This is a genomic window from Dyadobacter sp. UC 10, from assembly GCF_008369915.1.
Lineage (GTDB): Bacteria > Bacteroidota > Bacteroidia > Cytophagales > Spirosomataceae > Dyadobacter.
The window spans coordinates 564394-590868 of sequence record NZ_VSRN01000001.1; the positions used below are offsets into that span (position 1 = coordinate 564394).

General features: G+C 47.4%; 21 protein-coding genes. 12 read left to right on the top strand and 9 right to left on the bottom strand.

Features of this window, described 5'->3' with window-relative positions:
* The 3 genes from FXO21_RS02080 to FXO21_RS02090 all read right to left on the bottom strand — a co-directional run bounded on the left by FXO21_RS02080 (nucleotide 1) and on the right by FXO21_RS02090 (nucleotide 3255).
* Nucleotides 1–900, bottom strand: a complete 900-nt coding sequence (locus FXO21_RS02080; RefSeq protein ID WP_149638542.1) for an ROK family protein — start codon at nucleotides 898–900, stop codon at nucleotides 1–3.
* A gap of 184 nt (nucleotides 901–1084) precedes the next feature.
* Nucleotides 1085–2329: a sugar MFS transporter gene (locus tag FXO21_RS02085; RefSeq protein WP_149638543.1), complete on the bottom strand. Its 1245-nt coding sequence runs from the start codon at nucleotides 2327–2329 to the stop codon at nucleotides 1085–1087.
* A 95-nt stretch (nucleotides 2330–2424) separates the two neighbouring features.
* On the bottom strand, nucleotides 2425–3255 hold the full coding sequence (locus FXO21_RS02090; RefSeq protein WP_149638544.1) for an alpha/beta hydrolase: 831 nt from the start codon (nucleotides 3253–3255) through the stop codon (nucleotides 2425–2427).
* Between the two features lie 175 nt (nucleotides 3256–3430).
* On the opposite strand from FXO21_RS02090, the gene FXO21_RS02095 reads away from it, so the two are divergent.
* Entirely contained in the window at nucleotides 3431–3595 is a 165-nt protein-coding gene (locus tag FXO21_RS02095; RefSeq protein ID WP_131959176.1) for a lmo0937 family membrane protein, read from the top strand.
* 77 nt (nucleotides 3596–3672) lie between these two features.
* On the opposite strand, the gene FXO21_RS02100 is transcribed toward FXO21_RS02095, so the two are convergent.
* Entirely contained in the window at nucleotides 3673–4371 is a 699-nt protein-coding gene (locus tag FXO21_RS02100; protein ID WP_149638545.1) for an arylesterase, read from the bottom strand.
* A 192-nt stretch (nucleotides 4372–4563) separates the two neighbouring features.
* Here FXO21_RS02100 and FXO21_RS02105 point away from each other — a divergent pair, with 192 nt between their 5' ends.
* From FXO21_RS02105 to FXO21_RS02120, 4 genes are all read left to right on the top strand, one after another.
* A complete protein-coding gene (locus tag FXO21_RS02105; RefSeq protein ID WP_149638546.1) occupies nucleotides 4564–5232 on the top strand; it encodes an ABC transporter ATP-binding protein in 669 nt (222 codons plus the stop codon).
* 12 nt (nucleotides 5233–5244) lie between these two features.
* Complete coding sequence (locus FXO21_RS02110; protein ID WP_149638547.1) at nucleotides 5245–7788, top strand: ABC transporter permease; 2544 nt, start codon at nucleotides 5245–5247, stop codon at nucleotides 7786–7788.
* A gap of 375 nt (nucleotides 7789–8163) precedes the next feature.
* Complete coding sequence (locus tag FXO21_RS02115; RefSeq protein ID WP_149643329.1) at nucleotides 8164–11151, top strand: SusC/RagA family TonB-linked outer membrane protein; 2988 nt, start codon at nucleotides 8164–8166, stop codon at nucleotides 11149–11151.
* 10 nt (nucleotides 11152–11161) lie between these two features.
* On the top strand, nucleotides 11162–12853 hold the full coding sequence (locus FXO21_RS02120) for a RagB/SusD family nutrient uptake outer membrane protein (RefSeq protein WP_149638548.1): 1692 nt from the start codon (nucleotides 11162–11164) through the stop codon (nucleotides 12851–12853).
* Nucleotides 12854–12918: 65 nt separating this feature from the next.
* On the opposite strand, the gene FXO21_RS02125 is transcribed toward FXO21_RS02120, so the two are convergent.
* The 5 genes from FXO21_RS02125 to FXO21_RS02145 form a co-directional block, all read right to left on the bottom strand.
* Nucleotides 12919–13209 carry a helix-turn-helix transcriptional regulator gene (locus FXO21_RS02125; protein ID WP_149638549.1) on the bottom strand — a complete coding sequence of 97 codons (291 nt, stop codon included), beginning with the start codon at nucleotides 13207–13209 and terminating at the stop codon, nucleotides 12919–12921.
* Nucleotides 13199–13444 carry a type II toxin-antitoxin system RelE/ParE family toxin gene (locus tag FXO21_RS02130; RefSeq protein WP_310586883.1) on the bottom strand — a complete coding sequence of 82 codons (246 nt, stop codon included), beginning with the start codon at nucleotides 13442–13444 and terminating at the stop codon, nucleotides 13199–13201. Before FXO21_RS02130 ends, FXO21_RS02125 begins: the two co-directional genes overlap by 11 nt.
* Before the next feature lie 215 nt (nucleotides 13445–13659).
* Nucleotides 13660–14661 carry an aldo/keto reductase gene (locus FXO21_RS02135; protein ID WP_149638550.1) on the bottom strand — a complete coding sequence of 334 codons (1002 nt, stop codon included), beginning with the start codon at nucleotides 14659–14661 and terminating at the stop codon, nucleotides 13660–13662.
* Nucleotides 14662–14751: 90 nt separating this feature from the next.
* The gene (locus FXO21_RS02140; protein WP_149638551.1) at nucleotides 14752–15639 is read right to left on the bottom strand and encodes a helix-turn-helix domain-containing protein; all 888 of its coding nucleotides are present in this window, start codon (nucleotides 15637–15639) and stop codon (nucleotides 14752–14754) included.
* 70 nt (nucleotides 15640–15709) lie between these two features.
* Nucleotides 15710–16741 (bottom strand): LacI family DNA-binding transcriptional regulator, encoded by a 1032-nt coding sequence (locus FXO21_RS02145; protein ID WP_149638552.1) that lies wholly within the window; start codon nucleotides 16739–16741, stop codon nucleotides 15710–15712.
* Between the two features lie 124 nt (nucleotides 16742–16865).
* Between FXO21_RS02145 and iolB the strand changes: the two genes are divergently transcribed.
* The 7 genes from iolB to iolD all read left to right on the top strand — a co-directional run bounded on the left by iolB (nucleotide 16866) and on the right by iolD (nucleotide 26380).
* Nucleotides 16866–17726 (top strand): 5-deoxy-glucuronate isomerase, encoded by an 861-nt coding sequence (iolB, locus tag FXO21_RS02150; protein WP_149638553.1) that lies wholly within the window; start codon nucleotides 16866–16868, stop codon nucleotides 17724–17726.
* 156 nt (nucleotides 17727–17882) lie between these two features.
* Nucleotides 17883–18890 carry a 5-dehydro-2-deoxygluconokinase gene (gene iolC / locus FXO21_RS02155; protein ID WP_149638554.1) on the top strand — a complete coding sequence of 336 codons (1008 nt, stop codon included), beginning with the start codon at nucleotides 17883–17885 and terminating at the stop codon, nucleotides 18888–18890.
* Between the two features lie 227 nt (nucleotides 18891–19117).
* Entirely contained in the window at nucleotides 19118–20584 is a 1467-nt protein-coding gene (locus FXO21_RS02160; RefSeq protein WP_149638555.1) for a CoA-acylating methylmalonate-semialdehyde dehydrogenase, read from the top strand.
* Nucleotides 20585–20636: 52 nt separating this feature from the next.
* Nucleotides 20637–21665 (top strand): inositol 2-dehydrogenase, encoded by a 1029-nt coding sequence (gene iolG, locus FXO21_RS02165; RefSeq protein ID WP_149638556.1) that lies wholly within the window; start codon nucleotides 20637–20639, stop codon nucleotides 21663–21665.
* 63 nt (nucleotides 21666–21728) lie between these two features.
* Complete coding sequence (locus FXO21_RS02170) at nucleotides 21729–23342, top strand: sodium:solute symporter family transporter (protein ID WP_149638557.1); 1614 nt, start codon at nucleotides 21729–21731, stop codon at nucleotides 23340–23342.
* Between the two features lie 198 nt (nucleotides 23343–23540).
* Nucleotides 23541–24518 (top strand): class II fructose-bisphosphate aldolase, encoded by a 978-nt coding sequence (locus tag FXO21_RS02175; RefSeq protein ID WP_149638558.1) that lies wholly within the window; start codon nucleotides 23541–23543, stop codon nucleotides 24516–24518.
* Nucleotides 24515–26380: a 3D-(3,5/4)-trihydroxycyclohexane-1,2-dione acylhydrolase (decyclizing) gene (gene iolD, locus FXO21_RS02180; RefSeq protein ID WP_149638559.1), complete on the top strand. Its 1866-nt coding sequence runs from the start codon at nucleotides 24515–24517 to the stop codon at nucleotides 26378–26380. Before FXO21_RS02175 ends, iolD begins: the two co-directional genes overlap by 4 nt.
* Nucleotides 26381–26475: the final 95 nt, after the last annotated feature.

The following is a 26475-nucleotide window of genomic DNA, read 5'->3' on the forward strand; positions in this document are numbered from 1 at the left end:
CTACAAAAGAGCTGCGCCGAAAACGCCTGCACTATCTCCTAGCTTGGGTTTCACGATCGGCGTTGTGATCACCCCATTATTGAAAATGTATTTTCTGATCCGCTCGTACCCGGCTGTATAGAGCAAATCCACGTTCCCTACCCCTCCGCCGATCACGATCAGTCCCGGATCGATTACATTGATCAATGTTGAAATAGCGCGACCGTAGAATTCGAGCAGCCTGTCAATCGTGGCTGCTGCGTGCGGGTCTTTCCCTTCGTTATACCGTTCGAGAATGACTTTCATTGTCGTTTTTTCGCCACTCTGGCGCTGATAAAAACGTTCGAGCGCAGGCCCCGAAATGACTTGTTCGACGCATCCGGCCTTCCCGCAATAGCAGGGTTCGCCATTTTCTTCAAGGATGTTATGTCCCCATTCGCCACCTATACCGTGGTGACCGGAAATGATTTTATTATTGACGACCAACCCGCCGCCAACACCAGTTCCCATGATCACGCCAAATACAACTTCTGCGGTATGGTACTCTTTCCCCGCTCCCATTAAAGCTTCGGCCAGGGCAAAACAGTTGGCGTCATTTGCCAGCTGGCATGATACACCCAATATCTCCTGCAAATCCGCTTTCAGCGGCATTCCGTTCAGACATGTTGTGTTGGAATTCTTCATCAGCTGAGAATCTGGCTCCAGCACACCGGGCGTAGCGAAACCAATTTTAGTTGGCCGCTCCCCAACCTGCTCCGCTACCAGATCGATCAACTTTTTGATTTGCGACAAAATGTGGTCATACCCTTTCGCAGATTCCGTTGGCAACCGCATCCTGGCCACCACTTCCAGATTCCTTTTAGAATCCAGAACCGCACATTCTATCTTGGTCCCACCCAAATCTATTCCCCAGAGATTCATTGTTGTGTTGTTTGAGGCTGTTGGCTTTTAGCTATTAGCCGTTAGCTATTGGCTTTGGGCAGTTTGCTTTCAGCTTTTGTTTTAAATATTTACAATAAAAAGTCTTCAAGAATCACTCATACAAAGGCTAACCAAAACCTAATAGCTAATAGCCAAAGGCTAACGGCTAATAGCCAATATCCACTCACTTCACCTTATAAAACTTATATCCAAACAGAAATATGACCGTATAGCAGATAATAGGCAGGTAGTAAGCATGCGCTACGTCTGTTTCTGCTACGGCTCCCATCGCGAATGGGAAAAACGCGCCACCTACTACACCCATTGAAATGAAGGATGAAGCCTGCTGGGTATGCTTGCCGAGGTTTTTAAGGCCAAGACTGAAAATCGTCGGGAACATGATGCTGAAAAAGAAATTCAGCATTAAGAGCGCAATGAAAGAAGGCCAGCCCAGGCTTTGTGCGATGATCAGGCACATGACTATGTTGCATGCTGCGAAAATGGCAAGAAGTGAATGCGGTGCAATGTATCGCATCAGATAAGTACCCACAAAACGGCCCGTGAGCATAAGTACGAAAAACAAGATCATGTAATTTCCTGCCACTTCGTCGGTGAAACCCATTTTCTCGTGTCCATAATTGATAAAGAACGCCCATGTCCCCGATTGTGCCGCCACATTGAAAAACTGCGCCACTACGGCCCATATGAAATGATTATGCTGAAAAAGACCCTTTTCCGGGTGCATATCGACATTCTCCGCTGCGGGATCTACCGCCACGTGCGGATCGGTGAGCGCAGGGACTTTTACGAGAGAAAACAAAACCGCGATCGTGGCGATTACCGAACCGATTACAATATAGAGTGTCTTGACAGAGGTCAGGTCCGTGCTGCCTTCCACGTTGTTTCTGAGAAGAAAATAGGAGCCGACTGCCGGGCCAATGATGGTGCCTACTGCATTAAAAGCCTGCGCGAAATTAATGCGCATATCGCTGGTACGCTGGTCACCCAGGGAAGCTACGAAAGGGTGAGCGACTGTTTCCAGCGTGGAAATGCCGCATCCCAGAATAAACAGTGCGCAACCAAAAAAAGGAAACGAAGCCGCCGCCGCAGCAGGAACAAACAGGAAGGATCCCGTAGCAAAAAGCGCCAGACCGAAGAGTACGCCATTCTTATAGCCAAAACGCTTCATGAATAACCCCGCAGGTATACCCATCACCCCGTACGCACCGAAAATTGCAAACTGGACGAACGCCGACTGCGTTTTGGTCAGGCTCAGAACGTGTTGAAAGTGCTTATTAAGAACATCGCCCATCGTAATGGCAATGCCCCAGAACATGAAAAGAGAGGTTACGAAAACCAGGGTAATCAGGTATTTCTTATCCGTAAATCGTGGAGCATTAGCTGGCGCAGACGAGGAAATGTTGCTCATTTAGTTGAATAATAAAAATAAAAGGTAGGTTAATTCTATTTCTGCAAATGTAACGGAGAGAAATGTAAAAAACTGAATGCGATGACAAATACCCGTCAACGGACAGCCGCATCTTTCTTACCAAAATAGTTACTCATAAAAAGCAACTGGTATTGCACCGCATTGTTCCAGTAAGGCCAGTTGTGCGCGCCGGGGCGGACAATATAGTCGTGAGGAATGTTTCTGTACAGCAGCTCGCGGTGAAGCTTTTCATTTACTTCGAAGAAAAAATCATCAGTACCGCAGTCGATCATGATGGATAATGCATTAGGAGTCAGCAAATGCAGCATATTGATCACCGTATTATCTTCCCATAACTGCGGATTTTCTGCATATTTCCCCAACCTTTTAGCCATATCCCAATTATTGGGAAAGGGACGAATATCCACGCCGCCGCTCATGCTGCCCGCAGCGCCAAATACATCCTGATGCTTCAAAGCGAGGTACAATCCGCCATGCCCGCCCATACTTAGTCCCGTGATCGCCCTGCCTTTACGATCTTTGATCGTTTTATACTTGCTGTCAATGAATGCTACCAGTTCTTTGGAAACGTAGGTTTCATACTGAAACTGTGGATCTTTCGTATCCCAGTACCAGCTACCGAACCCTCCGTCGGGACACACGATCATCATCTGGTGTAAATCTGCTGCTTTTTGAAAACCTGCTGCTTTTTTGACCCAATCCGCATAATTGCCGCTATAACCGTGTAAAAGGTATACAACCGGCATTTCGCCCGCCGAAGCATGATTGTCGGGCCTGATCACCACCGCCTTGATATTTTTTTTCATCGCCGCACTGTAAGTATCAATTGTGTCAACAACAGCACCTTGCGATACAAGAGGAAGGATAGTAATGAATAATAGGAGTCGTAAAAATGCCTTGTTCATAAGAAAATAATTTGAGAGAAAATTCTACAACTTAAAGCTATACAGCTTCTGATCATCGCAAATATTGTAGAATCCGGGGAAATATCAGACTTGCATGGCAGGTAATTCTCGCTGGCATTCAAATTGATACAATTAAAACATATCTATCATAACTGTAACTAAAAATAATAAGACAATGGGAAATCTTCTTTATACAATAGCTGTCATCCTTGTAATCCTCTGGCTGATAGGCTATTTCGGCTTTGCAAGCTTTGGAATGGGTAACATTATTCACATTTTATTGGTGATCGCAGTAGTAGCAATAATTCTGCGTGTGATTCGTGGCGACAGGGTTGTGTAGGGAAAGACCATTTTAATAAGAAGGCCCGGAGCTGATGTTCCGGGCCTTCGTTTTTATGTTTTATTTTGTAAGCAGTATCACAGCAGGTCTTTTATCCTCACCCAGACATTTTCTGCGAGTATTTTATGACCTTCCTCGGTCGGGTGGATACCGTCGGGCAAATTCAGTTTCGCTTCGCCTCCTACCCCTTCCAGCAAAAAGGGTATCAGCGTAATGTTATTTTTCTCCGCCAGATCGGCATAAACAGCCCGGAATTCCGAAGCATACTTTTGCCCGATATTAGGCGGGATCTGCATGCCTGCCAGCACCAGCTTCGCTTCCGGATATTTTGTATGTACCTTATCGATAATGGATTGCAGATTTTTCTTTGTTTCCGAAACAGGTATCCCCCTCAACCCATCGTTACCGCCCAGTTCAAGCACGAATATGTCAAGCGGCTGTTTCAGAAGCCAGTCAACACGGCTGTTTCCGCCCGAAGTCGTTTCTCCGCTCACGCCTGCATTGATTACTTTATAATTGAGATTTAACGAATCTATTTTCTTCTGGATCAAACCTGCAAATCCTTGCGACGGATCGTCGAGACCGTAAGCAGCGGTAAGGCTGTTCCCGAAAAAAACGATGGTTTTCTTCTTTGCCGTGGAAGCTTTGCCCTCCGATTTTGTAGAGTCGACAGTGGCGGCAGACTGCTCTTTGTTTTCAGAATTGCAGCCCGGCAGGCAGCCCAGCAGCACGGCTGAAATGAAAAGTGTGTAAAGGAATGCGGGAATCCGGATCATATTGGAACATTAATTTTTGTAAAATTCGAAAAAGGCCTGCCCTTTGGCAAGTGTGGCACCACTAGCCACTCATTTAGTTTTAAATACCGTTTAAACTATATTTATGTTCGGCATAAAATCAAAAGAACCAAATTAGATTAAAACAGGTTGCCAAACTCAGCATTGAAGGTCAATAATTTTTAAAAACAATAAATGAATACAATACTCGATCTCCATCAGGTTAGTAAGATATATAAAAGCGGGGACCGATCCCTGACCGTTCTCGATAACATTCATTTTTCGGTAGAAGCCGGCTCCACGATGTCCATTGTTGGTCCGTCCGGAAGCGGCAAAACTACCCTGCTCGGCCTCTGCGCCGGCCTCGACCGTGCTACTTCCGGCTCTGTAGAACTCCATGGAACAAAATTGAACGGGTTGAATGAAGACCAGCTCGCAGCCGTACGAAATCAGTATGTAGGTTTCATATTTCAGAATTTCCAGTTGCTCCCCACGCTTACAGCACTGGAAAACGTGATGGTGCCGCTGGAACTCAGGGGAGAGCGGAATATCAAGTCCCGCGCCCTCGACCTGCTCGATAAGGTTGGCCTCGGCGAGCGGAGCCACCACTACCCTACCCAGCTCAGCGGCGGCGAGCAGCAGCGGGTTTCGCTCGCCCGCGCTTTTTCCAACCAGCCGCAAATCCTCTTCGCCGACGAACCTACCGGAAACCTCGATGCGGAAACGAGTGAAAAAGTGGTCAAGCTGCTTTTCGACCTCAACAGAGAGGCAGGCACTACGCTGGTGGTAGTGACCCACGACCTCGAACTCGCCGCAAAAACGCAAAGAATAATCCGTATCAAAGGCGGCAAACTGGTAGCATAACCCGAATTCCTGATGAACCAAAATAAGCTGAATGTAACCTGGCTGCTGAAAATGGCGTGGCGCGACAGTCGTAAAAACCGCTCACGTCTGGTATTGTTCATTTCTTCCATTATTCTGGGTATCGCTGCCCTCGTGGCGATCTATTCCCTGGGCGAAAACCTGAAAGAAAACATTGACAACCAGGCCGCAACGCTGATCGGAGCTGATCTGGCGCTTTATGGTAACAAAGCTGTGGAAGGAAAGGCGAAGGAACTGGTGGATTCACTTGGGAAAAACCGCTCCGAAGAACGGAGCTTTGCTTCGATGGTTTATTTTCTGAAAAATGGCGGCAACAGGCTGGCGCAGGTCAAGGCGCTGTCAGGCGATTTTCCTTATTACGGTAAATTTGAAACGGTACCGGTTACTGCCGAAAATACATTCCGGACGAGGCAGGAGGCACTGGTCGACCAGACTTTAATGCTGCAATACGAAGCCAAAGTGGGCGACTCGATCCGGATTGGCGAGGTAACATTTGCCATTGCGGGGGTTCTGGAAAAAGCGCCCGGGGCCACTGGGATAACCAGTTCTGTTGCGCCAACGGTTTATATCCCCATGCGGTTTCTGGATCAAACGGGCCTAATGCAAAAAGGCAGCCGCGTGGCATACAGGTATTATTTCAAATTTCCTCCGCAAACAGATGTCGAGAAAATGGTTAAGGCGCTCGATCCGAAATTTGAAAAATACGACCTCGATTATAATACAGTCCAGGAGCAAAAAGAAGATACCGGCCGCTCATTTCAGGACCTTACACGGTTTTTAGCATTGGTCGGGTTTGTTGCATTACTGCTCGGCTGCATCGGCGTGGCCAGCGCGATCCATATTTACATTCGTGAAAAGCTCAATTCTATTGCTATTCTGAGGTGTTTAGGCGTAAAGGCATCGCAGGCATTCATGATTTATCTCATTCAAATTGTTGGGATCGGCGTGATCGGTTCCGTACTCGGGGCGGCATTGGGAACTGCAATTCAGCAGTTTATGCCTGTTGTGATCAAAGATTTATTACCCTTTGAATTGATTACCAGCATTTCCTGGCTTTCGATATTCCAGGGATTGGCGATCGGCATTTTAATATCCGTATTGTTTGCATTGCCACCGCTCGTTTCTATCCGCGGTGTTTCGCCTCTGAATGTACTCCGCGTTTCCCTCGATCCGATCAAACTCGACCGTGATCCCGTTACCTGGCTTTTATACGGGCTGATCGTTCTGTTCATTTTTGGTTTTTCTTTTCTGCAAATGCGCACCTGGATCGAGGCGCTTGTTTTCACAGCCGCCATCGTAGGCTCGTTTCTGGTGCTTTATGGGATTGCCCTGTTATTAACCTGGCTTGTCAGAAAGTTTTTCCCGGTTTCGTGGAGCTATTTGTGGCGGCAGGGACTTGCAAATTTATACCGGCCCAATAACCAGACTGCGATATTGATCGTCTCCATTGGTCTGGGTACCTCGCTGATCTGCACCTTGTTTTTTGTCCAGAGTATTCTACTGGAACGTGTCAAGCTTTCCACCAGCGGTAACCAGCCAAATATTGTCCTTTTCGACATTCAGGGGAATCAGAAAGAAGGTGTCCTTGCGATTGCGAAGGCACAAAATGTACCTGTGAACCAGAGTGTCTCCATCGTCAATATGCGATTGGAAGAATTGAACGGCAAAACAGCTTCCGACTTTGAGGGCGATACAACCGCGGAACAGTCGAGACGGATTTTCGGCCGTGAATACCGTGTCACCTTCCGCGATTCCACTACTTCCTCCGAAAAAGTGGTAAAGGGAAAATGGGAAGGTAAGTATGATCCGGCCAGAGGATTAGTCCCTATTTCCATAGAAAAAGGTTTTGCCGAACGCAGCCGCATTGATCTGGGCGATACGATGGTCTTCAATGTACAGGGTACTTTAATGGAAACGCGGGTTTCGAGCTTCCGGGAGGTGGATTGGGGAAAGGTACAAACCAATTTCCTGGTGGTATTCCCGACCGGCGTACTGGAAGAAGCGCCCCAGTTTCACGCCATGCTTACACACGTTCCGAACCCACAGGTTTCAGCCACTTTTCAGCAGGCGGTAGTTCGTAAATATCCGAATATCGCGATCATCGACCTTGCATTGGTCTTGCGCTTGCTGGATGACATTTTCAACAAAATTGGCTTTGTAATCCGTTTCATGGCAGGTTTCAGTATTCTGACCGGATTGATTGTACTGATATCCTCCGTGCTGATCAGTAAGTACCAGCGTTTGCAAGAAAGTGTTTTACTACGAACGCTGGGGGCGAGCCGGAAGCAGATTTTTGCAATTACTGCGCTTGAATATTTCTTCCTAGGCGCTCTTGCTGCGGTTACAGGCATTCTGATCGCCATAATAGGAAGCTTTGCACTCGCCAAATTCAGCTTTGAAGCTGAATTCAAACCTGAGATACTACCAATTCTTGGCGTGTTCTTCTTTGTTTCGCTATTAACAGTTTTCATTGGCCTGATCAACAGCCGCGGCATTTTGTCAAGGCCACCACTCGAAGTTTTACGGCAGGATGTTTGAGGAAGCTGGAAAGCGCTGCCTGATACCACTTTACTTCCCGGACATTACAATTTAACAATTCCTTAAACTCCTCTTTTGCATTCTTTCCGGATGCAAGAATCACTTTTGCGCGCCCCGACCAAACCGGGGCGTTGACGTGATATCAATTTCATCCAATTTAATCTTGGATTTTTTTCAAACGTTTGCATAGAATTTCAAACGTTTGAAATGCACATCAACTTTATTCTATAATTTATTTTAAAAATACAAATGCAATCTTGCAGCTAATCCTCTATCACTACTCCATCTCTTTATGTTGTTCAAAATCAATAATTCACAAGTATGATGAAAAATCTATCCCGATTGGTCAGATCCGGCCTATGGCGAAGTTATGTGATGATTTTCGCTGCTGCTTTAAGTATGCAGGCGAATGCCGCGCCCCTATTTGCCCTCAGAGAGATAACGCTTTCCGGAAAAGTGCTCACAGAAACGAGTTCGGAGCCTCTGCCTGGCGTAACTGTTGTTATTTCCGATTTAAACGGCGGGAACAAACAAGGCGCAACCACCGATGAAGCAGGTGCATTTTCGTTCGCCAACCTGCAAACAGATACCCGGTATAATATCGAATTCAGCTACATTGGCTTTGAGAAGCAATCTCTCAGCAACTTCCTGCTGACGGAAGCAAACGCCAGTTCCATTCAGATCAAACTGAAAGAAGCAGCGTCCAACCTGGGTGAAGTAGTGGTAGTGGGCTATGGCACAACCGTCAAAAAAGACATTACCGGCTCCGTCAAATCACTGAAAAGTACCGAATTCAACTCCGGTATCATTAATTCGCCGGAACAGCTTTTACAGGGAAAGGTATCCGGCGTGAACGTTACTTCGGCCACAGGTGAGCCAGGCGCGAAAACCAATATCACCATTCGCGGCCCGGGCGGCGTGCGGACAGGCAGTACCCCACTTTTCGTGGTCGACGGAATGGCGCTTGACAATAGCGGTACCGGCGGTGACACCAACCCGCTCAACTTTCTTAATCCCCAGGATATTGAGTCGATGGACGTTTTGAAAGATGCCTCTGCAACCGCCATTTACGGAGCAAGGGGAGCAAACGGAGTCATTTTGATCACTACCAAAAAAGGGAAATCCGGCCAGGCAAGCGTCAATTACTCCGGAACGCTCGGTATATCTACATTGGCCCGTCCGCTCGACGTTTTGTCCGGACCCGAATTTCTGACCGAGGCTGGCAAGCTGGGCAGTACCGTGATCAACGGAGGTGCGGATACCGACTGGCAGAAGGAAATTTCAAGAACAGCAACCACGCACAACCACAATATAGCGATCGGCGGGGGAACTGAAAAAATGACCTATTACGGCTCGTTCGGAGCGCAAAAGCAACAGGGTATCCTGAAAGGCAGTCAGCAGGACCGTTTTTCAGGCCGGGTAAACCTTTCCCAAAAACTTTTGAACGACCGGGTAACACTCGATGTCAACCTGAACGCAACCAACACCAAGAATAAAAAACCAAACGTACAAGGTATCATCGGCGGTGCCGTCACCGCCAACCCGACCTACGCTCCTTACAAAGAAGACGGCAAGCCATTTCAGTATGAGGACGGCACCAACCCGCTGGTTCACCTGGCACTTTACAAAGAACTTCTGAGTACGAACCGGGTCCTGGCAAGTATTTCGCCTTCGGTAACGATCATAAAAGGGTTGATCTACAAGCTGAACTTCGGCCTCGATCACGCTACCTCCGTGCAGGACAAGCAAACTTTGCCAAACGAAATCCCTTATGAAATGGGCCGGCTTGAAAACTGGGGCACCAAAAACTCCAACAGGCTGATCGAGAACTATCTGACTTACACAACGAATACGAAAAATCACAGTTTCAGTGCACTTGTCGGGCATTCCTACCAGCACATTTTTTTACAGGAGCGTAATTTCAGTGTTAATAAATTTCCGATCTCCGACATTGAGCCGATCTATAACCCCGGCCTGGGACAGCAAATCGACCTGGTATTGAACCAGCCCGGCGGCTTTGCCAGAATCAATGAGCTGCAATCGTTTTTTGGACGGGCTACTTATGGATTCAAGGATAAATATCTGGCAACTGCAACATTGCGTGTCGATGGTTCATCGAAGTTCGGGGCCAATAATAAATATGGGTACTTCCCTTCCTTTTCACTTGGCTGGCGCATTTCGGAAGAGCCCTTCATGAAATCCTCTCCTTTCTCCGACTTAAAATTGCGCGCAGGCTGGGGCTCGACGGGTAATCAGGAGATTCCATCGAAAATCACGCAGGCCCGTTTCACTTCCGTTGTTTCAGGAACAACGAGCTATCCGCTCGACGGCTCGGGAACGTATCCGGCAGGAACCACTTACACCCGCCTCGCCAATCCGAATATCCAGTGGGAAGTGTCACAGCAAACCGATATCGGACTTGATTTCGCATTGTTCAAAGGCGCATTGAGCGGGGAAATCGATTATTTCTCCAAAACGTCCCAAAAAATTCTGCTGGAAGTGATTCCAGCCGATCCCGTGCAGCCAGCAGGTACGTTCTGGACCAATGTCGCTGACATGAAAATTGTAAACCAGGGACTTGAACTGGATCTGAACTACCGGAACTCGACCGAAAGCGGGCTTAGATATGCCATCGGCGGTAACATTACTTTTATGAAAAATAATGTGACTAACTCACCCTATTCAGTAATTCCTTCGGGTTCGGCACAGGGCTCAGGACTTACTTCGGCGACAATCAATGGCTATATCAACAACGAACCGATCGGTACATTTTTCCTGAAAGAGCACATCGGATTTGACGAAAAAGGGATCAGCCAGTTCAGGGATGTGGACGGCGACGGGATTATTTCGGATAAAGACCGGATTGCCGCCGGCACCGCAATCCCTACCCGGATGTACAATTTCAATGGCAGTGTAAGCTTTAAAGGTTTTGACCTGGCTGCCAACTTCAACGGTGTAGCCGGAAACAAGGTTTACGATAACACGGCCAATTCGAATTTTTATAAACTGAAATTGTCAAAGGGTGTGAATGTTACAAGAGAAGCACTTAACGACGCGGCAGAATCAGTTAATAATTCAGCCCCTGTTTCAACCCGCTACCTCAAAAACGGCGCTTACCTGAGGCTGAATAACCTGGTCCTGGGATACAATCTGAATACAACCAAACTGGGTATCAATAAGTGGATACAGACAGTGCGTTTGTCGGTTACCGGTCAAAACCTGTTTGTGTGGACAAAGTATGACGGCTACGATCCAGAGGTAAACAATGACCGCCAGATCAATGGAATTACATCGTACGGCATTGACTATCTGAGCTATCCGAAAGCTAAAACTGTCCTTTTTGGTCTAAATGTTGGTTTTTAATTATTACCCGATGAAAAAGAAACTATCACTCATATTTACGGCTGCCGGTTTGTTGTTGTTTGCAAATGGCTGTACCGATCTGAAAGAACAAGTACTCGATGAAACACTGAGCGTAGAACTCTCTGACCAGGCGGCTGCAAACGGGCTGATTGCGCCAGTGTACGCGTTGCTGCCTAATTTGTTTCAACATACAACCTATTTCGCTTTACAGGAAATCACGACCGATGAGGCGATCCTGCCGTACCGAGGCGGCACAGACTGGGGCGACAATGGAATTTACCTCGCCCTGCACCAGCACAATACAACCAGCACAGATCCTAACGTGAACAATACCTGGAACTCACTGGTACAGTCTATTTCCAGGTCAATTACTGCAATTACCGGTTTCAAGGAATCTTCCGATCCGAATGCAGCGATTTACCTGGCTGAGGCACGGGGAATGCGGGCTTATTATAACATGGTCATGCTGGATATGTTCGGGATTGTTTTTATTAAAGAGGATCCGGGAACAACGTCCAAAATCGTCAGGGGCGACGAAGCCGTCAAATACATTGAAAGCGAATTACTGGCCGTGGAGCCACTTGTTCAGGCCAAATCGGCGGTAGGTCCCGGGCGCCTGAATCAGGCTGCTGTATGGAGCTTGCTGGCGAGGTTGTATATCAATGCCGGCGTTTACCGTAATGTATATGCCCCTACGATCGAGTTTCGTCCGGAAGATTTAGACAAGGTGATCCAATACACCGACAAAGTGATCACATCCGGTCAGGCTAAACTTTCAGCTGATTACTTTTCGATTTTTTCAAATGATAACCACAGCAATCAAGAGCTTATTTTTGCTGTGGATCAACGGGCTGATCTCAACGGTCATAACAGGATGGCGTACTTTTCAATTTCCGGTGACCAGTTCCCACTTGCCGAGTTTCCCGGCGCAAACGGTACAGACGGCCCCGGTATCACTTCGGACTTTTACCAATCCTGGGTGCAGGCTTACGGTGCGGTGGACCCAAGCCGCGACCCTAGATTCTATCAGCAGAATATGTCGATTTATACCAACGCTGCGGACACTTGCATCAGTGATGCCGATTACAAGATCAACCGTGGTATTTTGAGAGGCCAGCAATATGGTGCTTTGCGGGTAAATGGCGCATTTGTAAGGTGCGCGGGCGATAAATTGAAGGTTGGAAAGCTCACTTACGTAACGCGTAACCGTGCGGACCTACCAGTAAGCTTTTCAGAAATGATCGACTTCACCACTGCGGGCAGTAACTACAATACAGGTTATCGCGTGGCGAAATATGAGTTCAGCAGCAAATCCAATACCGGCAGGAACAAAGGAGAAGCGGATATTGTGATTGTTCGTCTGGCTGATGCTTACCTGATGCGCGCGGAAGCTAAGCTACGCAAAGGCGACGCAGCCGGCGCATTGGCAGACGTAAACCTGGTACGCGCTTCACGGACTGCCACTTTGCCCCCTCCTGCGCTCACGAGCATGACGCTGGATATTCTTTTCCGTGAAAGAGGTTTTGAGTTTTATTGGGAAATGCTGCGTCGTACAGATATGATCCGGTTTGGTAAATATGAAGGCAAATGGACGGAAAAGACAAATTCAGACGTCCACAAACGCATTTTCCCTATACCGCAAACAGCAATCGACGGCGCGTCGAATTTACCAGGGTACTTGTCGCAGAACGAGAGTTACTAGGTTTAAACAAAAGTTGTTAGATTAAAAAGCGATAGGCCGGGATTCCAACCCCCACCTATCGCTTTTTAAATATCGATCTGAATTCTAACTTTTCCGCCTAATCCCTTCTCAACGATTTCGTAAAGTGTTTTAAGATTGAGATTGCTGCCATCATTTTCTACCCTCGAAATAAATTCGCGCTTTTTGTCAATGATATTAGCCAGCTGCGACTGTGTAAGGTTTTTTTCTTCACGGGCCTTTTTTAAGAGCAGCCCGATCCTGAAACCAGAAACATCCCGCTCTAAATTATCGCGCCGCTCCGTTCCGGTTTTCCCATAAACATCATCCTTGATTTCCGTCCAGCTTTTAGTTTCCATTGCGCGATGGTTTAGTTTCAAAATATTCTGTCATAAGTCTCGATTCCCTTTCAATCTCTTGCCTGGGTGTTTTTTGAGATTTCTTTTGGAATCCAGTCGGCAACACAACCAGCCTATCATTGTCAAAAAAGCAGAATACCCGCCAAATGTCCGAGCCCAGTTCTATTCTATACTCATACAACCCACTGGTACCCTGCATCGACTTTAAATAATTCGACGGAACTCGTTCTAGCATCTCTATTGCTTCGATTATCTTGAATTATCTTGTCTTGAACCTTCCCTGGCTGATTTACAAGAAACTCTTCGAAATAGTGTTTGTAGGCGGCGACCTCTCTGACTTTTCCCGTGATGAAGGTAACTTTAAAGTTACTATTTTCGAAATTGCTCGTCTATTTAGACGTGGGATTCAGCAACTGGTTACTTAACATTCTATAAATCGAATGCAACTAATCAAACATTAATCCAATCCATTTGCGAAGCTTCGTACCGCTCCCCTGCCGCGCTGCCTACTGGCACGATCAATTCCAGTCTCTGTTTCTCTTGGGCTGTGAGTATCACTTCGGTCGCGGCAGCATTTTCTTCGATATACTTAATCCTCTTCGTGCCGGGAATGGCGACTATGTTATTCGACGCTACCCAGGCGAGTGCGAGCTGCGAAGGCGTAATGCCTTTTTCAGCAGCGATTGACTGTATTGCTTTTAGCAAATCAAGGTTTTTGTAAAAATTCTCACCCTGATAACGCGGGATACTTCCTCTGAAATCATCCGCAGCAAAATTGTCCGGACTTTTCAATTCGCCGGTTATAAAACCGCGTCCAAGTGGCGAATAGGCTACAAAACAGATACCTGATTCTTTCAGTACATCCAAAATGCCATTTGCCTCGGGCTCCCGTTCGAAAAGTGAATATTCGGTCTGAACAGCTGAAATAGGATGAACCTGATGTGCTTTCCGGATTGTTTCCGCAGATACTTCCGATAAGCCGATATATTTAACTTTGCCAGCCTGGACCAGCTCCGCCATCGCACCGACTGTATCTTCAATAGGTGTATCCGGGTCGAGCCGGTGCAAATAATACAGGTCAATATAATCGGTTCCCAAATTTCGCAGCGACCGGTCAATCGACTTTCTCACATATTCCGGCTGCCCGTTGAAACCCCAGGTAAGCTGCTCGTTATCATCGATTTCGAAACCGAATTTAGTGGCAACGATGTATTTATCCCGGTTTCCTGAAATTGCTTTGGCGACCAGCCGCTCATTCAACAGCGGCCCGTATAAATCGGCTGTATCCAGAAAATTGATACCCAATTCCAATGCGCGGTGAATGGTGGCGATGGACTCTTTTTCATCTGCCTTTCCATATATATCACCGCCCGCGATGGTCGTCATGCCCATACAGCCCAGTCCCTGAACAGGTACTTCAAGTCCCTGGCTTCCTAAATTGATCTTTCTCATTTTGCGTTTGTTGTTTGTGATTAACAAGTGCAAAAGTAGGAGATCAAATTCCGGGGTTCGCTACAAGTTTCAAAGCGAAAATTATAGTTTTCAAAGTGACTTTCTAAAAACCAGCGGCGTGTTACCCGTATGCTTTTTGAAGAAATTATTAAAATAGGATGCATATTCAAAACCCAGGCTGAATGCGATGTCGGCCACACTCCAGATAGTATATTGCAGTAAAGATTTGGCTTCCGTCAGCAGACGGTCATTGATATGTGCGGTGGTGGATCTACCCGTAACTTCCTGTACAGCAGCATTCAAATGATTTACATGTACCGAAAGCTTTTCCGCGTAATCACTTGCCTTTTTCAGTTTCAGCATATTCTCCGGCGAATCGACGGGAAATTGTTTTTCCAGAAGATTAAGAAACAATTTTGCAATCCGGGAAGATGCATTGGTATGAGTAAAATAAGCCAGCGCCGGCTGCATTTTGATCGCTTCGTGAATAATCAGACTAACCTGATTCCGAATTACATCGAGCTTGAAAACGTACTCACTGTCAGCTTCCTGCCTGATTCTCTGGAAGATACTTTCGAGATAAGCGGTTTGTTCGGGATTCAGGTGATAGATGGGATCACCACCTACTTTGAAGAGCGGCGATTCTTCCAGATTTTCCGTCCGTCCATTGTGATGCAGGAATGAATCGCTCAATATGCAGAAATAGCCGGAAGGTTCTTCATGCAGCATTTCCCAGGAATAGGGAATCAGCGGATTGGTAAAAACCAGCGCAGGTGCAGTGATTTCAATACCCCTGTTGGCATAAAACAATCTGCTTCTACCGGTCAGTATCAGTGATATTTTGTAAAAATCGCGGCGATTGTACGAGGCCAGTGTGCATTGATCCTCTCCTACTACCGAAATCCTGAACTGCGCAGGCTTAAACAAGATGTCCGGCGCCCGGCTCTCTGCGCGCTGCACTATTTCGAATTGCTCCATCTTCAAAATTAACTATTTCAAAGAATAAAGCAATTCGCTTTAAGCTTCGTCAGGCTGGCAAAATAAATCATCAAATCCGCAGGGTTGACTCCCGAATAACCAGCTCGGAAGGCAGTACAATGCTTTCGTGCAGGAAGTCGCCGGAACCGTTGACCTGACTAAGGAACAGTCGGGAAGCTTCCATTCCAATCTTTCGGCCCGGGCGGGTTACGGTTGTCAGTGACGGGAAAGTATAAGCAGAGATCGGCGAGTTATCGAAACCTACCAGCCCGACTTCCTGTGGTATCTTGAGTTCCTTGTCCTTTACAACCCGCATCGCACCGATCGCTACCTGATCATTTACCCCGAAGATCGCATCGGGCGGAGCGGCCATTTCGAGTAGTCGCTTGGTAGGAAGGATCGCACTCTCAACTTTGAAATTAGTATTGATAATCAGCTCTTCCTGAACAGGCATATCGTATTTTTTCAGACAATCCACATACCCTTTCAGCCGCTGCTCGGAAACTGTCAGCCCGTTCGGCCCCTTCAAATGAGCAATCCTTTTGTAACCGATGCTGATCAAATGTTCGACTGCCGCAAATGCGCCGTGGTAATCGTCGACTGTGGCCCTGCTCGTTTCGAAATCCTCATACTCTCGGTCAATAAATATCAGCGGCGTTTTTCGCTGGATAACATTTTCCAAATGCTCGTAATAGCCTGAGTCATAGGTCTCCTGTGAAACGGAGAGAAAAATACCCTCAGTCCGGTTCGAGAGGAGTTTGGATAAATATTCTTTCTCGAGCAGATAGTTTTCATTCGTCACACAGATATTAAGTGTGTAACCAAGCGGCTGCAGAGCAGTATGCAGCCCTTCAATTACGGCGGTTTCGTAGTAATTACTAATCGTCGGCACCACCACTCCCAGTGAAGCCGTCTTTTTGTTCAACAGACTGAGCGATACCTCGTTCCGCTGATAACCTACTTCCCGGGCATATTCCTGGATGTTTTTGCGGGTGTCTTCATTGATCGCCGGGTGGTCGTTCAACGCCCTGGAAACGGTGGAAGGGGAGCACCTGAAACGGCGTGCAATGTCTTTGATTGTAACGGGACGGGAGGAATTCATTGATCGGATCTGAGCGATTAATTCTTATTTATTTTTTCAAACGTTTGCATTCGATATTAACATATTTACATTTTGTGTTTAATTTATACAACACTATCATTGTACAAATCTATTCGATTCTTCAATGAGTAACCTGCTGATCAAGCCAAAAAATGACAAAACTTACCATTCACTCACAGCCGCACAGGCGGGGTGGACTTATTTGAACTTTGAGGCGAAAGTACTGGATGTTAATGAACAAATATCCGGTAATACCGGTGAATATGAATATTGCTTCGTTTTACTCGGCGGAAATTTTAAAGTAGAGGCAGCCGGGCAAATCTGGGAAACGCAAAATGGCAGAAAAGACGTTTTTAGCGGCATTGGACATGCCATGTATCTTTCCCGCAGAACAGATTTTGTAATTACAGCCCAATCTCCTGAAACCGATATTGCGATCTGCAAAGTCCTGTCAGACGAAGACCATCCGCCCAGAATGAAGCGCCCGGAGGAAGCGGCGATCGAATACCGTGGCGGCGACAATGCGAACCGGCAGATCAACAGCCTGCTCGAACCAGGTTTTGACTGCCACAAAATAGTTTGCGTGGAGGTATATACGCCCTCCGGCAACTGGAGTTCATTCCCTGCGCACAAGCACGACGTCAGAAAGGTGGATTCCGAAGGAAACTTGCTGGAAGCGAACCTGGAAGAGATATATTTTTATAAAATCGATAAACCGCAAGGCTACGCCATTCAGCAGGTTTACACCGAAGACCGCTCTCTCGATGAAATTGTGCGGGTAAAACATAACGAAGCCGTACTGGTACCGAAAGGGTATCACCCTGTGGTGGCGGGTCACGGTTACAACGTATACTACCTCAACTTCCTGGCCGGCAGCGACCAGTCCCTCGCCAACACTTCCGATCCCGATCACGACTGGATCTACGGAACATGGAAAAGCGCGGACCCAAGATTACCGATTGTAACGGCGGAGATGAATGGATGAGGGTTGGTGGCTGTTAGCGGTTAGCTTTTAGCTATTGGCTATTGGCTATTGGCTATTGGCTACCAGTCGGTGGCTCTTTAACCTTTGAAACTAATTATTTAATCGACAAAATTATCAGCTAACTCAAAAAGCCAACAGCTAAAAGCCACCACCCAAATGAAATCCCTAGACCTATTAACTCTTGGCCGCTCTTCCATCGACTTATATTCGGCCAATGTTGGCAGCCCTTTTGAAAAAATTGAAGCATTTAATGCATTCGTCGGCGGCTGCCCTCTGAATATTGCTACCGGCAGTCAGCGACTTGGATTGAAGACTGCGATTTTAACCGGTATCGGTGATGACCAGGTTGGCAACTTTATCAAACATTTTTTAGACGAAGAAGGAATTTCCACTGAGTGGGTACCAGTCATCGCAGGGACCAGGAGTTCTGCCGTAGTACTGGGGATAGAGCCTCCTGATCGTTTTCCGCTGGTCTATTACCGTGAAAACTGCGCTGATATCAATTTGAATATCGATCACGTAGCGGCTATTCCTTTTGAACATTTCAAGGCAGCGGCATTTTCAGGAACTGCATTCAGCAAAGATCCGAGCCGTACCGCGATGTTTTATGCATTGGAACTGGCCAAGAAAAACGATGTCATCAGGTTACTGGATATCGATTTCCGCGCCGACCAATGGTTTGACCCCCGGGCATTCGGAGTAACACTGCGCGCTGCTTTGGAAAGCTTTAATATCATAGTAGGAACAGAAGAAGAGATCCTGGCCACTTTTCTGACTGACAAAGAGCAGCTACTCATCAAGCATCAGCAAATCTCAGCCCCCGAGATAAGAGGTAACATTGAGAATGCGATCAACGAAATCCTTGCATCCGGCGTGGAAACATTGGTTGTGAAGAGAGGCAAAGACGGCGCGTCGATTTTTCAGCCGGGTAAAGAAGAAGTAAAAGTCCCGGGATTTCCGGTGGAGGTTTTAAATGTACTGGGCGCAGGCGACGCTTTTTGCGCCGGGTTTTCTTACGGCCTTCTAAATGGCTGGGATCTGTACAAAAGCGTAAGAATGGGCAACGCCTGCGGAGCTATCATCGTGACCAGGGAAGGCTGCGCCAACTTTATGCCTACGCTGGAAGAAGTAACATCATTTACAGAAGGTTTTGGGGGGTTGTAGGAAAGAAGGAAAAGGGAGGAAGGAGGAAAGGGAGGAATGGAGAAAGAAAAAAAGGGCGCAGCCCAAAAAATCAATTGCCCCGGGCTTCAGCCCATGAAGAGAAAAGAGAAAAAGGGCGCAGCCCAAAAATCAATTGCCCCGGGCTTCAGCCCATGAAGAGAAAAAAGGGCGCAGCCCAAAAAATCAATTGCCCCGGGCTTCAGCCCGGGGATAACATAAATAGATAGATGGAAAAATTAAGGAATTATATTAATGGGCAATGGGTAGACAGCCATTCTGAGCAATTTGAAAAGGTATTAAACCCGGCAAGCCAGGAGGTTCTGGCGCTGGTACCCTATGGAAACAAGCAGGATGTAGCAGATGCTGCTGCGGCTGCCCAGGCCGGATTTCAGGAATGGAGAAGTATGCCGGTTTCCAAGAGGGTTCAATATTTGTTCAAACTGAAAACACTCCTCGAAGATAATCTCGACGACATAGCCAGGACGATTACCCTTGAATCGGGCAAAACTTTCGTGGAAGCAAAAGCGGAGATGGTGCGTGCGATTGAAAATGTGGAAAATGCATGTGGTACACCCACGCTGATCCAGGGCGAATTTTCAGAAGATATTGCCAAAGGCATCGACGAATACATGATCCGCCAGCCGCTGGGCGTGTGCGCATGCATTGCGCCTTTCAACTTTCCGGGCATGATCACATTCTGGTTTTTGCCCTATGCGCTGGCTTGCGGCAACAGCTACATTATCAAACCATCCGAAAAAGTACCGCTGACGATGACCAAAATTGTCGGCCTGATGGATCAGCTGGATTTGCCGAAAGGTGTGCTGAATCTGGTGCAGGGAGCGAGAGAGGTGGTGGATTCATTACTCGAACATCCTGTAATCAAAGGCATTAGTTTCGTAGGATCTTCCAATGTAGCCCGTCACGTTTACGCCAAAGGTGCTGCAAACGGAAAACGCGTACAAGCCCAGGGTGGCGCCAAAAATCCGGTGATCGTACTACCGGATGCGGATATTGAAATGACCTCCCAGATTGTGATCGATAGCGTGTATGGCTGTGCAGGGCAACGCTGTCTTGCCGCTTCGACCATTATCACGGTCGGAGAGCATAAGGATATTACCGAAAGCCTGGTAGAATCGGCGAAAGCGCGAAAGACCGGTTTTGGACTTGATAGTGACGTTTTAATGGGTCCCGTGATCACGGCTGAAAGCAAGAACCGGGTTCAGACCTTAATCGAGCGGGGCATTAACGAAGGCGGACGTTTACTTGTCGACGGACGTAATCCGAAAATAGACGGTTACGAACAGGGTAACTTTATCAATCCGACGATTATAGAAGACATTCCTTTGGACGGAGAACTCGCTGCTACCGAAATTTTTGGACCGGTTCTGACATTGGTTCATATCAATACCATCGACGAGGCGATCCGGTATATCAACTCCGGTAAATATGGAAATATGGCCTGTATTTTCACCAGCAGCGGCTCCAATGCACGGAAATTCCGTCATGAAGCGGAGGCCGGGAACATCGGGATTAATATTGGCGTAGCCGCTCCTGTCGCACAATTTCCCTTTTCAGGTTGGAAAGATAGCTTTTACGGCGACTTGCACGGCCAGGGAAAACACGCGGTCGAATTCTTCACCCAGACAAAAGTGGTGATCGAACGCTGGCTCAAAGAATGGAACAGAAAATTTTAATCATATTAATCCATACCCGTCGACTTAAGTCGACGGCAAGGTAATCCAGCACATGACAAAAAAACTTAAAACTGGTGTGATCGGACTTGGGCGGATCGGCCAAATCCACCTGAGCAACCTTGTTCACCACATGCCAAACGCAGAGGTGATCATCGCTTCCGACGTATCTACGGCATCACACGCATTCGCGCTGAACCTGGGTGTGAAGGAAGTGACTACCGATGCCTACGATGTGATCAACCACCCTGATGTGGAAGCAGTGATCGTGTGCTCCCCTACCCCTTTTCACGTTCCGTATACGGTTGCTGCGGCGCGCCAGAAAAAGCATATTTTCTGTGAAAAACCATTAGATGTGACGTTGGAGGCAATCCAGGAGGCTGAAAAAGCGGTGAATGAGAACAATGTAAAATTGATGCTCGGCTTTAACCGCCGGTTTGACGCCAACTTTAACAATGTAAGGACACTGGTCGAAGCCAACAAAATCGGCGACCCACACATACTTCGCATTACCAGCCGAGACCCTGCACCACCTCCGGTTGAATATCTGAAAGTTTCAGGCGGGATCTTTCTCGATATGTCGATCCATGACTTCGATATGGCGCGCTATATCGTGGGCAGCGAGGTCAGGGAAGTATTCGTAAAAGGCGACGCACTGATCCATCCGGAGATCAGGGAATTCGGGGATATAGACACTGCTGTGATCGTTCTGACCTTTGAAAATGGCGCAATTGGTGTGATTGACAATAGCAGAAAAGCAGTTTACGGCTACGACCAGCGTCTGGAAATTTTTGGATCAAAAGGAATGGCGAAAGCGGAGAATAACACAGCCGACACTTTAATCCATTTCGATGATAATGGCGGCCACAGCTCTCTCCCGCTGCATTTCTTCCTCGAAAGGTATGAAACTGCATACCGCGTTTGCCTCAAATCTTTTATAGATTGCGTGCTGAACGACAAACCTTCACCTGTCGACGCCCACGACGGATTAATGGCGACGGCGATCGGTATTGCTGCCATGCGATCACTTACGGAAGGTAGAAGCGTAAAATTGAGTGAGGTTTTGCAGTATGCGGAAGTGTAGGGTGAGTTTTGTCTTTTGTTGTCAGATGTAGTCATTTATAGTCACTTATCGTCCTAAACCCGAATGTCCACTACCGGATTGCAATCGCTGGATTATGTTGTATTCTTTATTTATCTGATAGGCGTTTCTGCTTATGGTTACTGGATTTACAAGAAAAAGAGTTCGAAGGAAGTAAGCTCGACAGACTATTTCCTGGCCGAGGGTTCACTTACATTCTGGGCAATCGGTGCATCGATCATCGCTTCCAATATTTCTGCCGAGCACTTTATAGGCATGTCGGGCTCAGGCTTTGCAATCGGGCTGGCGATTTCTTCCTATGAATGGATGGCCGCCGCCTCGCTGATCGTCGTCGCGGTTTTCATTCTTCCGGTTTATTTAAAAAACAAAATATACACGATGCCACAGTTTCTGCGGGAAAGGTATAACCCTACCGTGGCGACGATTATGGCTGTTTTCTGGCTGCTACTGTATGTTTTCGTAAACCTCACTTCCATTCTGTACCTCGGTGCTCTTGCATTGGAGGTAACCGCCGGACTGGATTTCAATTACGGGATCATCGGATTGGGCATTTTCGCCGTGATCATCACGATTGGCGGGATGAAGGTAATTGGCTATACGGATGTGGTTCAGGTAATTGTGCTCGTGCTCGGCGGCTTAGCTACAACTTATCTCGCACTTGACCTCGTGTCGACGCATTTCAACAAACCGGGTATTTTTAATGCACTGGGTTTGCTGAGAGAGCAGGCAGATACACATTTCCACATGATCCTGCCAAAGGAAAGCCCTTTTTATAAAGATCTGCCAGGGTTAACCGTAATTATCGGCGCGATGTGGATCAATAACCTGGCCTATTTCGGCTGCAATCAATATATTATTCAGCGGAGCCTTGGAGCTGATCTGCCGACTGCGCGCAAAGGGATTCTGTTTGCAGCTTTGTTGAAATTGCTCATCCCGATCATCGTCGTGATTCCGGGTATTGCCGCTTTTGTTTTGTATCAAAATGGCATGTTCCAGCAGGAAATGCTTGATGGTGCGGGAGTTGTAAAACCAGACCACGCCTACCCTGTTTTACTAAATCTGCTTCCGGCGGGATTAAAGGGAATGGCGTTTGCAGCACTTACTGCGGCAATTGTTGCTTCACTAGCCGGAAAAGCAAACAGTATCTCGACAATTTTCACACTCGATATTTACAAACAGTACATCGCCCCGAATGCATCTGAAAAACAGCTGGTCAGGGTTGGCCGCTATACTATATATGTGGCGATGGCAATCGGAGTATTGATCGCACCGCAGCTACGCGTTTTGGACCAGGCTTACCAGTTTATCCAGGAATACAGCAGTTTTATCACGCCAGGTGTTTTCGCGATTTTCATACTTGGAATGTTCTGGAAAAGAACTACTTCCGCCGCCGCGCTTACAGCTGCACTGCTCACTATTCCGCTGTCAACCGCAGGCAAATTTATGGCGCCGGAAATACCATTTCTCGACCGTATGGGCTACATTTTTGTAATACTATGTGCGATCATCGTAATTATTTCACTGGCAGATCCAAGAAGCAAAAACAACCCGAAAGGGCTGGAAATCAACCAATCTATGTTTCTGCCCGGCAAAAGTTTCGTCATCGGCTCGGTACTGATATGCGGCGTTATCGCGGCTTTGTATACGGTGTTTTGGTAGGGATTGGCTGTTGGCAGTTAGCTGTTGGCAGTTAGCTGTTGGCAGTTAGCTGTTGGCTGTTAGCTGTTGGCTGTTGGCTGTTGGGATTTTGAAGTTAGCTTACTGAAAGTATTTTTTGTAATCGCATAAAAAACAGAAAGAATATTCGCCAAGAGCTAATAGCTAAGAGCTAAGAGCTAAAAGCCAACACCCAAAAACATGCTCCTAACCACCAGACAACTCTTCGCTCAATGCTACTCCCGTTACGCGTTACCGGCGGTGAATGTGTTCTTTATGGAGGAAATCCATGGTTTGTTTGCGGCGGCGCAGGAGGCTCAGGCTCCGTTTATTGTTCAAACGACGCCTTTTGCAAGGGATTATGCGCACCCCGAAATGCTCTTATCCATGATCGGCGCCGCCGCACGAATCTACCCTCAGGTAACCTACGCCATTCATATGGACCACGGTTATGAAGAACACATTTTTGACGCGATCGAAAAGGGAGGCTATACCTCGGTGATGATTGACGCATCGCATGACGATTTTGAAAAAAATGTGGAAAGAACAAAAGCAGTAGTAGCAAAAGCACATGCTAAAAATATCAGCGTGGAAGCTGAATTGGGTGTTTTGGCAGGGGTTGAAGATGATCTGACTGTCGACGCTGCGCATTCATTTTACACCAATCCGCAGCAGGTCGAAGATTTTGTAAAAGCGACGGACTGTGATAGTCTGGCGATTGCGGTAGGTACCAGTCACGGTGCTTATAAATTCTCGGGCGGCCAGGGTTTACAATTTAATATTCTGGAAGAAATACAGCAGCGACTACCTGGATTTCCGCTCGTTCTGCATGGCGGCTCCAATGTAATTCCCGAGGTGATCGGGCGTATCAATGCAGCCGGAGGAAAACTTAAAACCGATGCAAAAGGCGTTCAGGAAGAGGAAGTAAGAAAAGCTATTCCGCTGGGAATCTGTAAGATTAATATTGCAACCGATACCCGGCTGCTCTGGACGATGGTCAATCGCGAATTCTTCCGCGACCGGCCGGAAGAGTTTGCCCCGACCACACCGGGGAAGGTTTTCATGGAAGAATACAAGCAGTTTATGCTGAAAAAATTTGATCTCTTCGGTTGTACCAATAAAGCCGGGGAGTTTCAATCAGAACTAAACCTGAGACAGGAGAAAATTTCACGATTATGACGAGAAGACTTACCGTAGCCCAGGCTACTATTACCTTTTTGAAAAACCAATACATTGAGCGCGACGGAGTAGAGGAGCCTTATTTTGGCGGCTGTTTCGGGATTTTCGGTCATGGCAATGTGGCCGGGCTGGGCCAGGCATTGCAGCAGAATCCTGATTTTCGGTATTACCAATGCCGGAATGAGCAGTCGATGGTACATACTGCCGTAGCTTATGCCAAGGTGAAAAACAGGCTGGGTGCATTTGTATGCACGACTTCAATTGGTCCCGGGGCCACGAACATGCTCACCGGGGCGGCGCTTGCTACCATTAACCGGCTGCCAGTGCTCCTGTTGCCCGGCGACATTTTCGCCACGCGCGAGCCAAATCCTGTTTTGCAGCAACTGGAAAGCGCCGGTACGCAGGACATTTCAGTCAATGACTGTTTTAAACCTGTTTCCAAATACTGGGACCGTATTAACAGGCCGGAGCAACTGATCTATTCCCTGCCGGAGGTAATGCGTGTTTTGACTTCGCAGGCAGAAATGGGCGCAGTGACGCTCTCGATGCCGCAGGATGTGCAAACGCACGCATACGATTTCCCTGAAACGCTATTTCAAAAAAAGGTGTGGCATGTAGGTCGCCCGCGGCCCGATCTTCCCAGCATTCAAAAAGCCGCGGAATGGATTAAAACGAGCAAAAATCCGGTCATCGTTTCCGGCGGAGGCGCCATTTACAGCGGCGCAAGTGAAACTTTACATCAGTTTGCCACCAAAACCGGTATTCCGGTTGGTGAGACTTTTGCCGGAAAGGGTTCAGTGCGCTATGACGCTCCATATTGCGTCGGCGGACTAGGTGCTACCGGTACCAAATATGCCATCGAAATTGCAAACGAAGCAGATTTGGTGATCGGGATCGGAACGCGTTACAGCGATTTCACAACTGCTTCGAAGTCCATTTTCAAAAACCCGGATGTCAGATTTGTCAATATCAATATCAGTGAATTCGACGCATTCAAACACGCAGCTTTGCCGGTGATCGGTGACGCGAAGGTTATTCTGGAAGAACTATCAGACTTGCTCGGTGATTTTCAGGTCGATCCTGCTTTCCGTCAGCGTGTTGAAAATATGAACCAAGCCTGGGACGACGAGGTTACGCAAATTTATCTCGAGGGGAACAGCACTGCGCCGCCTATCGATCAGGCAGTAGTGATCGGTACTTTGAACAGTTTCATGGGCGACCGCGATGTGATGATCAATGCCTCGGGAAGTGCCCCCGGCGATTTACACAAACTATGGCGCGCAACCGACCCGAAGAATTTCCATCTGGAATATGGTTACTCCTGCATGGGCTACGAAATAGCAGCAGGTTTAGGCGCCAAAATGGCGGATCCGAGCCGGGAAATATATGTGATCTGCGGTGACGGAGGCTACCTGATGAACAATAGTGAGATCGTGACGGCTATTCAGGAAGGCGTGAAATTTACAATCCTGCTTTTGAACAATAATGGTTTCGCCAGTATCGGCGGATTGTCCGAAAGCATTGGCAGCGAACGATTCGGAACAATGTACCAGTATCGGGAAGAGCATTCGGGACAGCTATCAGGTGGATTTCTACCGGTTGATCTTGCGAAAAACGCAGAAAGCCTCGGTGCAAATGTGATCAAAGCAACAGATAAAGCTTCGCTCGAAGCCGCGTTAGCCTCCTCTAAAACCAGCGACCGGCTCACTGTTATTTATATTGAGACCAGCCTGTACCGAACCGTCAAAGGTTATCACGCCTGGTGGGAAGTCCCGGTAGCCGAAGTTTCAGAATCAGAAAATGTGCAAAAAGCATTTGAAAACTATCAGGTAAACAAGAAAACGCAGAGGGTGTTTTTATAAGGGAGGAAGGGAGGAAGGGAAGAAGGAGGAAGGAGGAAGGGGACGAAGGAGGAAGGAAATAAGGTAATCTTATAATATATGTGGGTTAATTTGAG